The organism is Mycobacterium attenuatum, assembly GCF_900566085.1.
GTDB lineage: Bacteria > Actinomycetota > Actinomycetes > Mycobacteriales > Mycobacteriaceae > Mycobacterium > Mycobacterium attenuatum.
This window is the reverse complement of record NZ_UPHT01000066.1, coordinates 1-14,765: the sequence shown is the minus strand read 5'-3', so window position 1 is coordinate 14,765 and position 14,765 is coordinate 1. Positions and strand designations below refer to the sequence as shown.

The 14,765-nt window shown below is 68.5% G+C and carries 15 protein-coding genes and 1 pseudogene; 2 read left to right on the top strand and 14 right to left on the bottom strand.

Annotated elements, in window-relative coordinates; genetic code table 11:
• Entirely contained in the window at positions 1 to 1,119 is a 1,119-nt protein-coding gene (locus EET13_RS11430; protein ID WP_122442400.1) for a M24 family metallopeptidase, read from the bottom strand.
• A gap of 32 nt (positions 1,120 to 1,151) precedes the next feature.
• On the opposite strand from EET13_RS11430, the gene EET13_RS11425 reads away from it, so the two are divergent.
• Positions 1,152 to 1,904: a B-4DMT family transporter gene (locus tag EET13_RS11425; RefSeq protein ID WP_244603863.1), complete on the top strand. Its 753-nt coding sequence runs from the start codon at positions 1,152 to 1,154 to the stop codon at positions 1,902 to 1,904.
• Here the strand turns inward: EET13_RS11425 and aroQ are convergent.
• From aroQ to EET13_RS11375, 11 genes and pseudogenes are all read right to left on the bottom strand, one after another.
• On the bottom strand, positions 1,901 to 2,341 hold the full coding sequence (gene aroQ, locus EET13_RS11420; RefSeq protein ID WP_122442398.1) for a type II 3-dehydroquinate dehydratase: 441 nt from the start codon (positions 2,339 to 2,341) through the stop codon (positions 1,901 to 1,903). The genes EET13_RS11425 and aroQ overlap by 4 nt on opposite strands.
• Positions 2,338 to 3,426 carry a 3-dehydroquinate synthase gene (aroB, locus tag EET13_RS11415; RefSeq protein WP_122442397.1) on the bottom strand — a complete coding sequence of 363 codons (1,089 nt, stop codon included), beginning with the start codon at positions 3,424 to 3,426 and terminating at the stop codon, positions 2,338 to 2,340. The genes aroQ and aroB overlap by 4 nt, the downstream gene beginning before the upstream one ends.
• Positions 3,423 to 3,959, bottom strand: coding sequence for a shikimate kinase (locus EET13_RS11410; RefSeq protein ID WP_122442396.1), 537 nt, complete (start codon positions 3,957 to 3,959; stop codon positions 3,423 to 3,425). The genes aroB and EET13_RS11410 overlap by 4 nt, the downstream gene beginning before the upstream one ends.
• An 8-nt stretch (positions 3,960 to 3,967) precedes the next feature.
• Entirely contained in the window at positions 3,968 to 5,182 is a 1,215-nt protein-coding gene (gene aroC, locus EET13_RS11405) for a chorismate synthase (protein ID WP_122442417.1), read from the bottom strand.
• Between the two features lie 126 nt (positions 5,183 to 5,308).
• A pseudogene (locus tag EET13_RS32565) lies at positions 5,309 to 5,559 on the bottom strand (type II toxin-antitoxin system VapC family toxin); the annotation flags it as partial.
• A gap of 31 nt (positions 5,560 to 5,590) precedes the next feature.
• A complete protein-coding gene (locus EET13_RS11400) occupies positions 5,591 to 6,013 on the bottom strand; it encodes an A24 family peptidase (protein ID WP_122442395.1) in 423 nt (140 codons plus the stop codon).
• 11 nt (positions 6,014 to 6,024) lie between these two features.
• Entirely contained in the window at positions 6,025 to 6,840 is an 816-nt protein-coding gene (locus EET13_RS11395) for a shikimate dehydrogenase (protein ID WP_122442394.1), read from the bottom strand.
• A complete protein-coding gene (gene mltG, locus EET13_RS11390) occupies positions 6,818 to 8,065 on the bottom strand; it encodes an endolytic transglycosylase MltG (protein ID WP_122442393.1) in 1,248 nt (415 codons plus the stop codon). Before mltG ends, EET13_RS11395 begins: the two co-directional genes overlap by 23 nt.
• On the bottom strand, positions 8,058 to 8,570 hold the full coding sequence (gene ruvX, locus EET13_RS11385) for a Holliday junction resolvase RuvX (protein WP_122442392.1): 513 nt from the start codon (positions 8,568 to 8,570) through the stop codon (positions 8,058 to 8,060). The genes mltG and ruvX overlap by 8 nt, the downstream gene beginning before the upstream one ends.
• Positions 8,571 to 11,276, bottom strand: a complete 2,706-nt coding sequence (gene alaS, locus EET13_RS11380; protein ID WP_122442391.1) for an alanine--tRNA ligase — start codon at positions 11,274 to 11,276, stop codon at positions 8,571 to 8,573.
• 93 nt (positions 11,277 to 11,369) lie between these two features.
• On the bottom strand, positions 11,370 to 11,759 hold the full coding sequence (locus EET13_RS11375; RefSeq protein ID WP_211186413.1) for a secondary thiamine-phosphate synthase enzyme YjbQ: 390 nt from the start codon (positions 11,757 to 11,759) through the stop codon (positions 11,370 to 11,372).
• A 190-nt stretch (positions 11,760 to 11,949) separates the two neighbouring features.
• Between EET13_RS11375 and EET13_RS11370 the strand changes: the two genes are divergently transcribed.
• Positions 11,950 to 12,573, top strand: a complete 624-nt coding sequence (locus EET13_RS11370; RefSeq protein WP_122442389.1) for a hypothetical protein — start codon at positions 11,950 to 11,952, stop codon at positions 12,571 to 12,573.
• Positions 12,574 to 12,785: 212 nt separating this feature from the next.
• On the opposite strand, the gene EET13_RS11365 is transcribed toward EET13_RS11370, so the two are convergent.
• Together EET13_RS11365 and EET13_RS11360 are read right to left on the bottom strand one after the other, a co-directional pair.
• Positions 12,786 to 13,121: a hypothetical protein gene (locus EET13_RS11365; protein ID WP_122442388.1), complete on the bottom strand. Its 336-nt coding sequence runs from the start codon at positions 13,119 to 13,121 to the stop codon at positions 12,786 to 12,788.
• Complete coding sequence (locus tag EET13_RS11360) at positions 13,118 to 14,458, bottom strand: replication-associated recombination protein A (RefSeq protein WP_122442387.1); 1,341 nt, start codon at positions 14,456 to 14,458, stop codon at positions 13,118 to 13,120. The genes EET13_RS11365 and EET13_RS11360 overlap by 4 nt, the downstream gene beginning before the upstream one ends.
• Positions 14,459 to 14,765 lie beyond the last annotated feature (307 nt).

The following is a 14,765-nucleotide window of genomic DNA, read 5'->3' as shown; positions in this document are numbered from 1 at the left end:
CTACAAAATGGCCAGTTCCTTGGGGAACCGGGTCAACAATTCCGGGGTCTGTCCGGCGCTTTCCGAGGCGCCTGGCGTCTTGGAGGGCACTACCAATGTGTCCTCGATGCGCACACCGCCGCGGCCGGGTAGATAGACGCCGGGCTCCACGGTCACCACGGAGCCCGCAAGCAGTGTACCGGCGGATGTCGCCCCGATGCCCGGCGCTTCGTGTATCTGCAGGCCAACGCCGTGTCCCAGACCGTGTCCAAAGTTGTCGCCGTAGCCGGCGTCGGTGATCAGCTGGCGCGCGGCGGCGTCGACCTCACGCAGCTCGGCACCAGGGCGCAATGCCTCGCGACCGGCCTGTTGCGCCCGGGAAACCAGCTGGTAGAGCTCCAGCTGCCAGTCGGCCGCCTTGCCCAGCACGAAGGTGCGGGTCATGTCGGAGTGATAACCGGCGACCAGCGCACCGAAGTCGATCTTGACGAAATCACCGGTGGCCAGCACCGCGTCGGTGGGCCGGTGGTGCGGGATGGCCGAATTCGGCCCGGCCGCCACGATCGTCTCGAACGACACCGCCTCGGCGCCGTGATCGAACATCAGCCCTTCCAGATCGCGGGCCACCTCCCGCTCGGTGCGGCCCGGGCGCAGACCGCCGCGACGCACCAGGTCGGTCAGCGCTGCGTCGGCCGCTTCGCAGGCCAGCCGCAACAACGCCAGCTCACCGGCATCCTTGACCTCACGCAGCGCCTCCACCGTCCCCGACGCGCGGACCAGCTCGGTCTCGGTGTCGCGCAGACCAGCCGTCAGCGCATCCAGGCCATCCACGGTGACAATGTGGCTTTCGAAACCCAGCCTGCCGACGCCGCATTCGGCCGCCCGGCAGCTCAGGTGACGGCCGAGCGCCCGCTCGATGGCCACCTCGAGATCGGGGGCCTGCTGGGCGGCCTGAGTGCGGTAGCGGCCGTCGGTGGCCAGCACGGCTTCGCGGTCGTCGGCGAACACCAGCAACGCGCCGTTGGAGCCGCTGAAACCGGATAGATATCGCACATTTATCAGGTCGGTGACCAGCATCGCGTCCAGTCCGGCGGCACCAATTTTGGCTTTGAGGTTGTGTCGACGCTGGGAATGTGTCACGACCGTTGACGGTACAGCTACGCTGAACTCCCATGACTAGCTGGATGCTGCGCGGACTGGTGTTCGCCGCTGCGATGGTGGTTCTGCGTCTCTTTCAGGGGGCGTTGATCAATGCCTGGCAGACTCAGGCCGGATTGATCAGCCTCGTTCTTCTCGCCTTGTACATCATCGGCGTCGTCGTGTGGGGACTCACCGACGGCAACGCGGACGCCAAAGCCAACCCCGACCCGGACCGCCGGGAGGATCTGGCCATGACGTGGCTGCTGGCCGGGCTGACAGCCGGGGTGCTCAGCGGCGCGGTGACCTGGCTGATTTCCCAGTTCTACCAGGGCGTCTACGCCGGCGGGGTGCTCAACGAGCTGACGACGTTTGCGGCCTTCACAGCGCTCATCGTTTTCCTGTTCGCGATCATCGGGGTGGCCGTCGCCCGGTGGCGTATCGACCGCAAAGCTCCCCCGCCCCCCGTGCACGACGGCTCCAGGGGACGTGGCGATTCCGACGTGTTCGCCGCCGTTCGCGCCGACGACACGCCGACCGGGGAGATCCAGACCGCTCGGTCGGAGTCGCAAGCCACGGCTCCCACAGCGGTTGCCACGGTCGAACGCGAGGCACCGACCGAGACCATCGCCACGCCGGAATCGGAGTCTCCGACCGAGGTGATCCGCACCGGCGAGTCCGAGGCACCGACGGAGACGATCCCCACCAGCGACACCGAGGCACGCACCGAGACGATCCGCCTCGACCACGACGAGACCAAACCTGAGCACAAGCCCACGCAGGATTAGCCTTCGACGGTGTTCGCCAGGTAGCGCAGGGCCAGCAGATAACCTTGCACACCGAGCCCGACGATCACTCCCGTCGCCACCGGGCTGAGGTAGGAGTGCCGCCGGAATTCCTCGCGGGCATGGACATTGGAGATGTGCACCTCGATCAGGGGTGCGCTCAGTTCGACGCAGGCGTCGCGCAGCGCCACCGAAGTGTGCGTCAGTCCACCCGCGTTGAGAATCACCGGCTCCGCGGCGTCGGCGGCCTGATGAATCCATTCCAACAGCTGAGCTTCGCTATCGCTTTGCCGCACAACGGCTTTGAGTCCGAGTTCGGCGGCCTCCCGCTCAATGAGCGCAGCCAGTTCGGCGTGGGTGGTGCTGCCGTAGACGGCGGGCTCCCGCTGGCCCAGCCGGCCCAGGTTCGGACCATTGATCACGTTGACCGTCACACTCATTCGGCGCAGACTCCCGCGTAGGCGCTCATCAGCAGGCCGGGGTCCGGCCCCACCAACCGCCCCGGCCTGGCCAATCCGTCCAGGACCACGAACCGAAACACACCGGCCCGCGTTTTCTTGTCGCCGGCCATGATCTCCAGCAGCTGCGGCAGCGCGTCGGGGTCGTAGCTGACCGGTAGGCCCAGCGACGACAGGATCGCGCGGTGGCGTTGCGCGGTGGCTTCGTCCAGCCGTCCGGCGAGCCTGGCGAGTTCGGCCGCGAACACCAACCCGACCGACACCGCGGCGCCGTGGCGCCACCGGTAGCGCTCGCGACGCTCGATCGCGTGCCCCAAGGTGTGGCCGTAGTTGAGGATTTCGCGCAGCTCGGATTCCTTCTCGTCGGCGGCGACGACCTCGGCCTTGACCACCACCGCCCGGCGGATCAGCTCCGGCAGCACATCGCCTTTCGGATCCAGGGCTCGCTTCGGGTCGGCTTCGATGAGCTCCAGGATCACCGGGTCGGCGATGAACCCTGCCTTGACGACTTCGGCCATGCCGCAGGCGATTTCGTTATGCGGCAGGGTATGCAGGGTGGCCAGGTCGGCGAGTACGGCCAGCGGCTGGTGAAACGCTCCGACCAGGTTCTTGCCCGCGTCGGTGTTGATGCCCGTCTTGCCGCCGACGGCCGCGTCGACCATGCCCAGCAGCGTGGTGGGCACGTGCACGATGGACACACCGCGCAACCAGGTGGCGGCCGCGAAGCCGGCGACATCGGTGGCGGCTCCCCCGCCCAGGCTGACGAGGGCATCTTTGCGGCCAAGTCCGATGCGGCCCAACACTTCCCAGATGAATCCGACGACGGGCAGGTCCTTGCCGGCTTCGGCGTCGGGTATTTCGATGCGGTGCGCGTCGACGCCCTTGTCGGCCAGGCGTTTGCGGGCGGTCTCGGCGGCTTCGGCCAGCGCGGGCTGGTGCAGGATGGCTACCTTGTGCCGGCCGGCCAGCAGTTCGTCCAACCGCGTCAACACGCCGCTGCCGATCACCACCGGATAGGGCGGGTCGACGGCGACGTGCACCGTCGCGGGTGCGCCGGCCCCGGTCATGTTGCCGCCTGGCTGGGTGTCTGGCTGGGCGTCTGCAGCCGCCCCATGATGTAGCGCACCACCGCGCCCGGATTACGCCGGTTGGTGTCGACCCGGATGGTGGCGACGCGGCGGTACAGCGGAATCCGTTTGGCCATCAAGGCCCGGTACTTCTCGGTGCGGTCGGGCCCGGCCAGCAACGGCCGCACGGTACTGCCGCCGGTGCGCCGCACTCCTTCGGCGGCGTTGATCTCCAGGTAGACGACGACGTGACCGGCCAGCGCCGCGCACACCCCGGGACTGGTGACCGCGCCGCCGCCCAGCGACAGCACCCCGTCATGCTCGGCCAACGCCGCACGCACCACGTCTTCCTCGATGCGCCGGAACTCCTGTTCCCCGTCGGTGGCGAAGATCTCGGCGATGCTGCGCCCGGTCTGCTGCTCGATCGCCGCATCGGTGTCGAGCAAACTCACCCCGAGGGCCTTGGCCAGCCGACGGCCGATGGTGGATTTGCCCGAACCCGGCAAACCGACGAGTACCGCTTGGGGCGCCATCCGATTACCTAGCCCCGGCCGGCCCGAGCGCGAGCCGCCGGCGATTGACGATCGGCGACGGTGCGCTGGTAAGCCTCGATGTTGCGGCGGGTTTCGGTCAGCGAATCGCCGCCGAACTTTTCCAGCGCCGCGCGCGCCAGCACCAGCGCCACCATGGCCTCGGCCACCACACCGGCGGCCGGCACCGCGCACACGTCGGAGCGCTGGTGGATGGCGACCGCCTCGTCACCGGTGGCCAGGTCCACGGTGGCCAGCGCCCGCGGCACCGTGGAGATAGGCTTCATGGCCGCACGCACCCGCAGTGGCTGGCCGTTGGTCATGCCGCCTTCGAGTCCGCCCGCCCGGTTAGTGGAGCGGACGACACCGTCGGACCCGGGGTACATCTCGTCGTGGGCGCGGCTGCCGCGGCGGCGCGCGGTTTCGAATCCGTCACCGATCTCCACGCCCTTGATCGCCTGGATCCCCATCACGGCCGCGGCCAGTTGGCTGTCGAGCCGGTTGTCGCCGCTGGTGAACGACCCCAACCCCACCGGCAGGCCCGACGCCACGACCTCGACCACGCCGCCCAGGGTGTCGCCGTCCTTTTTGGCCGCTTCGATTTCGGCGATCATCGCTTGTTCGGCGGCTTTGCCGAACGCACGCACCGGGCTGGCATCGATGGCGGGCAGGTCCTCGGCTGCGGGCGGCGGGCCGTCGTAGGGCGCCGACGGGCCGATCGAAATGACATGCGACAGCACGTCGACGCCCAACGCCTGTTTGAGGAACTGCCGGGCCACGGTTGCGGCGGCGACGCGGGCGGCGGTCTCGCGGGCGCTGGCGCGCTCGAGCACCGGCCGGGCGTCGTCGAAGCCGTACTTGAGCATGCCCGCGTAGTCGGCGTGGCCCGGCCGCGGTCGGGTCAGCGGCGCATTGCGCGCCACCTCCTGAAGCTGTGCCGGGTCGACCGGATCGGCGGCCATCACGGTTTCCCACTTCGGCCATTCGGTGTTGCCGATCTCGATGGCAATCGGTCCGCCCAGCGTGCTGCCGTGACGCACGCCCGACAACACGGTCACCGCGTCGCGCTCGAACGTCATCCGCGCGCCACGTCCGTAACCCAGCCGGCGGCGGGCCAGCTGGTCGGCGATGTCGGTCGAGGTGACGTCCACTCCGGCGACCATCCCGTCGACCACGGCCACCAACGCCCGGCCATGGGACTCACCCGCGGTGATCCAGCGCAACACCCGAACATCTTCCCATGTGCACGCTTTGGGCTCGCTGACCGGCTTGAGTCCTACGTCGCGACCCGCTGACGCGTCGTGGTCAGGTGCCGCGCCGAAGGCGGTTTTCGTCAGCACGCGCGGCCAGCTGACTGTGCCCGCCAATGCAGTCACGAAGCCAGCCGACATGCGGTGGTCATAGATCACAAACGCGGTCAGTTCCCGCTTGACCTACGACGCGGCTGCCAGGTGAATCGCATCGAGCGAGCGCGGCATGGCCGGGCCGATGTTTCAGCGAGATGGATGACAGCCGCGGTGAGCCGGAGAACGTCGAGCCCGTCGAGTAGGCAACGGGCGCGTGCAACAAGGCCGTGTTCCCCTTGGCGCGCAACAACTCTCAACGGGACCGCGGCGACGGTCGCGCGATCGACCTCACCTCCACACCGGGGCCAGCATGCCCACGGTGGCCAGGCACATCGACGGGCCGTGCGGCACGGTGCCCTCCCCGCCACCGACAATCCGGCCAACCACGCCGAAAAGCGCCGTGAGCAGCAGCGCCGCCAAGGCCGCCAGAAACCACACCTCGACGCCGAAGCAGCCGGTCAACGCCCCCACGCCAATCGCCAGCTTGACGTCGCCGGCGCCCATCGCCGCCGGATCCACCAGATGCACCAGCAGATACGCCCCGGCCAACCCGAGCGCGCCGGCCAGCGCCGGCCCGCCCCGCCCCGCGGCCAGCGCGCCGCAAAGGATCACCCCGGCCCCGGGCAGCGTCAACGCATTAGGTAACCGGCGCTGCCACACGTCATAGACGCACAGAGCCCCCATCCACAGCAATACCGCACCCGCCAGCATGCACGGCCACGCTAATCCAGCTCCGCCATTGCGCAAGTCATCGCCTCGCGGGGCGCGGGCATCCCGGTGAACTGCTCCACCTGAGCGAACGCCTGATGCAGCAGCATCTGCAGCCCGCTGATCGCCTGGCCGCCGGCGTGTGTCACCGCAGCCGCCAGCGGTGTGGGCCACGGATGGTAGATGGCGTCCAACAACACCGGAACACCCTGCAACGTCTGGGCGTAGCGCGCCGCCACGTCCGCGGGCACCGTGCTGACCAGCACCGTCGCCGCGCCGATCACGTCGGCCAAGCCGGCGTCGTCCAGGGCGCAAAACCGGCTTTCCACCGCGGCCTGCGTTCCCAGGCCAACCAATCGGGCCGCTTTCTCGGGGTTGCGCGCCACCACGGTGATGCCGGTGACCCCGAGCTGGGCCAGCCCGACGACGGCCGCGGGCGCGGTACCGCCGGACCCCAGCACCACCGCATGTCCCGATGCCGCGCCCAGAGCGCCGGTCACCCCGTCGATGTCGGTATTGTCGGCCCGCCAGCCCCGCGGCGTGCGCACCAGCGTGTTGGCCGAACCAACCTGCTCGGCGCGGGCGGTTCGCTGGTCGGCGAACCGCAGGGCGGCGAACTTGCCCGGCATGGTCACCGATACGCCGACCCACTCCGGCCCGAACCCAACGACGACGGCCGGCAACTGCTCGGCGGTGCACTCGATGCGCTCATAGGTCCAGTCGTGCAGGCCCAGCGCGCGGTAGGCCGCCAGGTGCAGCTGCGGGGACCGGGAGTGGGCGATCGGCGACCCCAGGACCCCGGCCTTTCTAGCGGGTGCTGTCGAGGACACCGTTGTGTTTTGCCAGCTCGATGTTGGCCAGATGCTGCTGATAATCCCGGGTGAACAGGGTGGTGCCCTGCGAGTCGATGGTGACGAAGTACAGCCAGTCGCCGGGCGCGGGATGTTCGGCCGCGTGCAGCGCGTCCACCCCGGGCGAGCAGATCGCCGTCGCCGGCAGTCCTTCGGCCATGTAGGTGTTCCACGGTGTTCGCAGGGCGCGGTCGGCGTCACTGGTAGCCACTTCACGCCGGTCCAGCGGGTAGTTCACGGTGGAGTCGAACTCCAGCGTGCGGTGTTCGTGCAGGCGGTTGTAGATGACCTGCGCCACCTTCGGGAAATCCTGAACGTTGGCTTCCTGCTGCACCAGCGAAGCCACCACGAGGATGTCGTACGGCGACAGGCCCAGCGACGTGGCGGTATCCACCAAACCCGCTTTGGCGTACTCCACGGCGCCCGCGCCGACCAGCGATGACAAAATGGCGCCGGCCGAGGCCGACGGGTCGACATTGAAGGTACCCGGGGCGATGAGCCCCTCAATGCGGCGATGGTCGTCGCCGAGCTCGACCACCGGCTCGACCGCCCAGGGCGGCACCGACAGCATCGCCGGCGTGTTCTTGCTCGCTGCGGTGCGCAGGTCGGCCACCGGAACGCAGTGTTTGTCGCCATCAAGATCCACGCACGTCGCCCGCGAGATCAACGTGAGGATCCCGGGGGTCACCACGTTGGTCTTCATGTCCGTGGTGTCGTCGAGCTGGCGTCCTTCCGGGATGACCAGCCTGCCCACTCGGCTTTTCGGGTCGGCTAGCCGGGCAACCGCATTGGCCGCCGGAATCTCGGTGCGCATCCGGTAGAAGCCGGGCTGAATCGACGAGATCGCCTCGTTGCCGTGTGCGGCGTCGACGAAGGCGCGAACCGTTTTCACCACGCCGTGTTTGTACAGCGTCTCGCCGACCGCCGTGGTCGAGTCGCCCGCCTCGATCTGAATCACGAGGTCGTGCTTGCCGGTGCCGGTGTAGTCGTTACCGGCGCCCAGCATCAGGCGCCAGAGCTTCCCGCCGAAGACGACTGCCGTCGCCACGACCGCGACCAGCACGGTGAAGGCCAATCCGCCCAGGATGCGCCGCCGTCTTCTGCGGCTCTGGCTGCGCTTGCGCCGGTCCGCTCTGCTCATCCGGTGTCGGTGCGGCCCGACCGCCACCGGCTCGGCTCGCTGACGGTCGACATCCTCAGCCATCGGCCACGTTCCCGGTTACCGGTCCGGGCGCTGCACTGCGGCGCTGATCCAGCCACGCCTGCAGGATGGCCACCGCGGCGGCCTGGTCGATCACCGCACGTTGGTCTTTGGCCCGGATGCCCGCCTGGCGCAGTGAGCGCTGCGCGCTGACCGTGGTCAGCCGCTCGTCGGCGAGCCGTACCGGTGTCGGGGCAACGCGCTGCGCCAGCGCGTCGGCCACGTCAATCGCGTCCTGGGCCGCGGGGCCGATGCGGTCGGCCAGCGTGCGCGGCAGTCCGACCACCACCTCGACGGCCTGCAGTTCGGCGGCCAGCGCGACCAGCCGGCGCAGATGCTTGCCGGAGCGGTCGCGGCGCACCGTTTCCACGGGAGTGGCCAGGATGCCGTCGGGGTCGCTGCACGCCACGCCGATCCGCACGCTTCCCACATCAATGCCGAGGCGTCGTCCCGGTCCGGGGTCTGAGTCGCCGGGCCGGGCGGGCTGGCGTTGAAGGGGGGCGCTCACTCAACCGACCCGCGCTATCGCGGCGCGGACCGCGTCGAGCGCGGCATCGATGCCGGCGGGCATTTTTCCCGAACCCTGGGCCAGATCGGGCTTGCCCCCGCCGCGGCCGTCAACTGCCGCGGCCAGCTGCTTGATCAGGTCGTTGGCGCGGATCCCCAGGTCCTGCGCGGCCGGGTTGGCGGCGACGGCGTACGGCACGCTGTCGTTCTCGCCTTCGGCGATCAGCGCGATCACCGCCGGATCGCTACCCAGCCTGCCGCGGATATCGCCTACCAGCGAACGCAAATCGGCCGATGTGATGCCGCCCGACATACGCTGTGCCACCACCCGGACGTTACCGATGCGCTCGGCGCCGGCGGCCGCGTTCACCGCGGCGGCCCGCGCATTCGCCAGCCGGGCGCGCTCCAGCTCCTTCTCGGCCGCCTTGAGCCGCTCCACCAGGCTGGCCACCCGCGCGGGGACCTCGTCGGAGGGCACCTTCAGCGACGAAGCAAGCCCGGCCATCAGGGCGCGCTCCTTGGCCAGGTGCCGGAAGGAATCCAGCCCCACGTAGGCCTCCACCCGGCGGACCCCGGAGCCGATCGACGATTCGCCCAGGATGGTCACCGGCCCGATCTGCGCCGAGTTCTCGACGTGGGTGCCCCCGCACAGCTCCAGCGAGAACGGCCCACCGATTTCCACGACCCGGACTTCCTCGGGGTAGCTTTCGCCGAAGAGCGCCATCGCGCCCATCGCCTTGGCCTTTTCGAGCGGCTCGGTGAAGGTGTGCACTTCGAAATCGGCCTGCACCGCTTGGTTGGTCACCTCTTCAATCTGGGTGCGCTGGGCTTCGGTGAGCGGCCCCTGCCAGTTGAAGTCGAACCGCAGATAGCCCGGGCGGTTCAGCGAACCGGCCTGAACCGCGTTGGGCCCCAATACTTGCCGCAGCGCGGCATGCACCATGTGGGTGCCCGAGTGACCTTGCGTGGCGCCCCGGCGCCAGCCCGGGTCCACCGCGGCGATGACGGTGTCGCCCTCGACGAATTCTCCGGACTCGACGTTGACCCGGTGCACCCAAAGGGTTTTGGCGATTTTCTGCACATCGGTGACGGCCGCTTTGGCGCTGCCGCCGGATCCGGTTCCGCTGATGGTTCCCTCGTCGGCGATCTGCCCGCCCGACTCGGCGTACAGCGGGGTGCGGTCCAACACCAGCTCCACCCGATCGGCGTTGGCCGTGTGTCCTTGCGAGCCGTGGGCCACCACCGGAACCCGTTTGCCGTCGACGAAGATGCCCAGGATTCGTGCTTCCGATGCCAGCTCGTCGAATCCGGTGAATTCGGTGGGCGCGGCATCGACGAGTTCGCGGTAGGCGGTCAGGTCGGCATGGGCGTGTTTGCGCGCGGCGGCGTCGGCTTTGGCGCGGCGGCGCTGTTCTGCCATCAGTTCGCGAAAGCCGGTCTCGTCGACTCGGAGCCCGGATTCGGCTGCCATCTCCAAGGTGAGCTCGATCGGGAAGCCGTAGGTGTCGTGCAGGGTGAAGGCGTCCGAACCGGAAACCACACTGGCGCCCTTGGCTTTGGTGGTGCCGGCGACTTCGTCGAACAATCTGGAGCCCGAGGCCAGGGTGCGGTTGAACGCCGTCTCCTCGGCGACCGCTATGCGATTGATCCGGTCGAAGTCGTTGACCAGCTCGGGATAGGACGGGCCCATCGCGTCGCGCACGGTGGCCATCAGGTCGCCGACGATCGGGCTGTCGATGTTGAGCAGCTTGGCCGACCGGATGACGCGGCGCAGCAGCCGGCGCAACACGTATCCGCGGCCGTCGTTGCCGGGGCTCACGCCGTCGCCGATCAGGATCGCCGCGGTACGGCTGTGGTCGGCGATGATGCGGTACCGCACGTCGTCGGCGTGATGTCCGGCGTCGTACCGACGGGAAGCGCGCGCGGCGACGGCATCGATGACCGGCCGCAGCAGGTCGGTCTCGTAGACGTTGTGCACGTCTTGCAACACCAGCGCGACCCGCTCGACCCCCATGCCGGTGTCGATGTTCTTGCGGGGCAGCGGACCCAGGATCTCGTAGTCCTCCTTGGTGGTTCCCTCGCCGCGCTCGTTCTGCATGAAGACCAGGTTCCACACCTCGAGGTAACGGTCTTCGTTGACGACGGGGCCGCCTTCCGGGCCGTAATCGGGGCCGCGGTCGTAGTAGATCTCCGATGAGGGCCCGCACGGCCCGGGGATGCCCATGGACCAGTAGTTGTCGGCCATGCCGCGGCGCTGGATCCGCTCCGACGGCAGGCCGGCGACGTCCTGCCACAGGCCGGCGGCCTCGTCGTCGTCGAGATAGACTGTGGCCCAGAGCCTTTCCGGGTCCAGCCCGTAGCCGCCAGCGCCGATGTTATTGGTCAGCAGCGACCAGGCCAGTTCGATCGCCCCGCGCTTGAAGTAGTCACCGAACGAGAAATTGCCGGCCATCTGGAAAAACGTGTTGTGCCGGGTGGTGATGCCCACCTCGTCGATGTCGGGGGTGCGGATGCACTTCTGAATGCTGGTGGCCGTCGCATAGGGCGGCGTGCGCTGCCCCAGGAAGTACGGCACGAATTGCACCATGCCGGCGTTGACGAACAACAGATTGGGGTCGTCGAGGATCACCGATGCGCTGGGCACCTCGGTGTGACCGGCCTTCACGAAATGATCGAGGAACCGTTTCCTGATCTCGTGTGTCTGCACTGTCGTCGCTTCCCTAAGATTCTCGGTGGGGTTGATGGCCAGCCTATTCGCCGGCCTATGAGAAGGCTGTCCAATAAGCGCTTTTCTGCCCGCTCAGCCTTCCACAAAGCTCAAACGCACCGAGCGCCGCGGATTGTCCCGGTTCAGGTCGACCAGAACGACGCTTTGCCAGGTACCCAGCAGCGGCTCGCCGCCCGCGACCGGCACTGTCACCGACGGGGCGACCAGGGCCGGGAGCACGTGGTCGGCGCCGTGGCCCGGAGAGCCATGCGCGTGCCGATAGCGGTCGTCGCGCGGCAGCAGTCTTTCCAGAGCGTCGACCAGGTCACGGTCGGAACCCGCGCCGGTCTCGATGATCGCCACCCCGGCCGTCGCATGCGGGACGAACACGTTGCACAGCCCGTCGCCGCGCGACGCACAGAAGCCGCGGACCGCATCGGTGAGATCGACAATGCGGCGACGCGCGGTGTCAACGTCGAGCACATCGGTATCCATTGGTAATCAGCCTACCGGGACCGATTTCGCTGCCTGGCGATCCGCTACCGCCCTTAGTTCCCGGGGCGCTCCCGGAGCGCCCCAATAACTTATTGCCACGGCTGTTTGGTAGGAGGAAGGTATTCGGTGAGACCGGTGGCGCCACCGGGGCGCCGCCCCGACATAGGAGGGGCCGATCGTGTACGCACGCTCTACCACCATCCAGGCGCAACCCTTGTCGGTCGACATTGGTATCGCGCATGTTCGCGATGTCGTGATGCCCGCTTTGCAGGCCATCAATGGATATGTCGGGCTGTCGCTGCTGGTGGACCGGCAATCCGGCACCTGCATCGCAACCAGCGCGTGGGAGACCTTGGAGGCCATGCGCGCCAGCGCCGAACGGGTAGCTCCCGTCCGGGACCGGGCTGCGATGATGTTCTCCGGCAATGCGCGGGTCGAGGAATGGAATATCGCGATGCTGCATCGCGACCACCGCTCGCATCCCGGGGCGTGTGTACGGGCCACCTGGCTCAAGGTGGTGCCGGATCAGATCGAGCGGTCGCTGGACTTCTACGGGATGCACGTATTGCCCGAGATGGAGGGTCTGGACGGGTTCTGCAGTGCCAGTCTGATGGTTGACCACCCCGCGTGCCGGCGCGCGGTGTCGTGCACCACGTTCGACACCATGGACGCGATGGCCCGCAACCGCGACCAGGCCACCGAATTGCGTAGCAGGCGGGTCCGCGAATTGGGGGCCGAGGTGCTCGATGTCGCCGAGTTCGAGCTGGCGATCGCCCACTTGCGGGTACCTGAGCTGGTCTAGCCGCCGACGATCGCGGTGCTCGGCGTCGAGCGTGCACCGACGGCCTCGAGCGTGTACCGACGGCGAACAAACGGCCCACCGGCCGCCGTCGCTACCCACTGGAAACCCTGGGGGCACACTCGACGCACGCAACGCACACTCGGCGCCGGTAAAACCGTAGGGTACGACCGCGAATGATCAGCACCGCACTCGCGGAGGCCCCAGCCGCTCCGTCAGGGCAGGGCGTCGCCCGGAAACCCTCGGCACGGGTGCACCTGGTAGGTGAATATTCCCGCGGCAACACCCGGGTCGTCATTCATGATCACCGTGGTGTCGTCAACCGTCGCTGCGAACACCCCGATGCCGCAGACGTCGGACCCGTCGGCGATCGGCAGGACCACCGCGAGCACGCCGTCGTCGCGCAGTCCGAAGTTGCGGCGCCCATGCTCCCAGACAATGGCCGGTGCCGCCTCGTCAGCGAACCTCGGCCCTCGCTTGAGGATCACGACGCTGTAGGGCCTGGCGTTGAGCAGCAACTCCCGCATCTTGTCGTCGGTGAAGGTTCTCACGCCCGTCCCCTCTTCCCGCGGATGATCGCCCGGAGCCGGTCCAGCCGGCCGGCCATGTCTCGCTCGCCGCCGCGACTGGTGGGCCGATAGTAGTTCACGCCCGCCAGCTCGTCCGGCGGATATTGTTGGGCCACAACACCATCCGGGTCATCGTGAGAGTACTTGTAGCCCTGCGCGTTGCCCAGCGCCGCGGCACCCGAGTAATGCCCGTCGCGCAGATGGGCCGGGACCGATCCGGCCCGACCCGCCTTGATATCGGCCATCGCCGCGGCCAGAGCCGTGGTGACCGCGTTGGATTTCGGTGCAGTGGCCAGATGAATCGTGGCGTGGGCCAACGTCAGCTGGGCCTCGGGCATACCGATCAGCGCCACGGTCTGGGCGGCGGCGACCGCCGTCTGCAGCGCGGTCGGGTCAGCCATGCCGATGTCCTCGCTGGCCAGGATCATCAGCCGCCGCGCAATGAACCGCGGGTCCTCACCGGCGACCAGCATGCGGGCCAGATAGTGCAGTGCGGCGTCGACGTCGGAACCGCGTACCGACTTGATGAAGGCACTGACGACGTCGTAATGCTGGTCGCCGTCGCGGTCGTAGCGGACCGCGGCCCGGTCCAAGGATTGCTCGATCGCCTCGACGCCGACCTGCTCGGTGGCCTCGGCCGCCACCTCCAGCGCGGTCAGCGCACGGCGTGCATCCCCGGCGGCCAACTGCACCAGCAGGTCGACGGCCTCGGGTGTCACATCGACACGCCCGCCGAGTCCGCGGGAATCCTCTATCGCGCGCGCCACCACGGTCCGGATGTCGTCGGCCGTGAGCGGACGCAGCTGCAGAATCAGCGACCGCGACAACAGTGGCGCCACCACGGAAAACGACGGGTTCTCCGTGGTCGCGGCCACCAACAACACGACCCGGTTCTCCACCGCCGACAGCAGCGCGTCCTGTTGCGTCTTGGAGAACCGGTGCACCTCGTCGATGAACAGCACCGTCTGCCGACCGGCAAGAAGCCCCCGCCGGGCCTCCTCGATGACGGCCCGAACTTCCTTGACACCGGCCGACAATGCCGACAGCGCTTCGAACCGGCGTCCGGTGGCCCGCGAAATCAGTGCCGCCAGTGTCGTCTTGCCGCTGCCCGGCGGCCCGTAAAGGATGGCCGACGCGACACCCGAACCCTCGACCAGGCGGCGCAGCGGCGAACCCGCCGCCAGCAGGTGGTCCTGCCCGACCACTTCATCGAGCGATGCCGGACGCATCCGCACCGCTAGCGGTGCGCCGGCCGAAGCGTCCAGACCATGATCGCCGGGCGGCGATGCGCCGGGCAGGTCGAACAGACCGTCGGACACGCTTCAGACATACCACGCGCACCGCGATGGGGACGAGGCGTCGCGCGCAGCGGGTCGGCACCCGAAAAAGGAGCACCACCAACCCGCGCGCCTCCGGGCCACATTTGCTAAGTTCCGGTTTGCTAATTCCACGCGCATGCCAGGCGAGAGCGACCGACCAGCCACTTAGGACAGCGATGAGCCAGCCGCCAGAACACCCAGGCAATCCGGCCGACCCCCAGGGCGGCGATCATTCCACCTCGGGCTACCCGCCGCCGCCCCCGCCGCCGGGCTATGGGACCACTCCTGCACCGCCGCCGGGTTACGG

Bases quoted from the DNA above. Each gene is read 5' to 3' on its own strand.
- EET13_RS11425 (WP_244603863.1), top strand. From the start codon at position 1,152: ATGACTAGCTGGATGCTGCGCGGACTGGTGTTCGCCGCTGCGATGGTG.
- aroQ (WP_122442398.1), bottom strand. From the start codon at position 2,341: ATGAGTGTGACGGTCAACGTGATCAATGGTCCGAACCTGGGCCGGCTG.
- aroB (WP_122442397.1), bottom strand. From the start codon at position 3,426: ATGACCGGGGCCGGCGCACCCGCGACGGTGCACGTCGCCGTCGACCCG.
- EET13_RS11410 (WP_122442396.1), bottom strand. From the start codon at position 3,959: ATGGCGCCCCAAGCGGTACTCGTCGGTTTGCCGGGTTCGGGCAAATCC.
- EET13_RS11400 (WP_122442395.1), bottom strand. From the start codon at position 6,013: ATGCTGGCGGGTGCGGTATTGCTGTGGATGGGGGCTCTGTGCGTCTAT.
- mltG (WP_122442393.1), bottom strand. From the start codon at position 8,065: ATGGCTGAGGATGTCGACCGTCAGCGAGCCGAGCCGGTGGCGGTCGGG.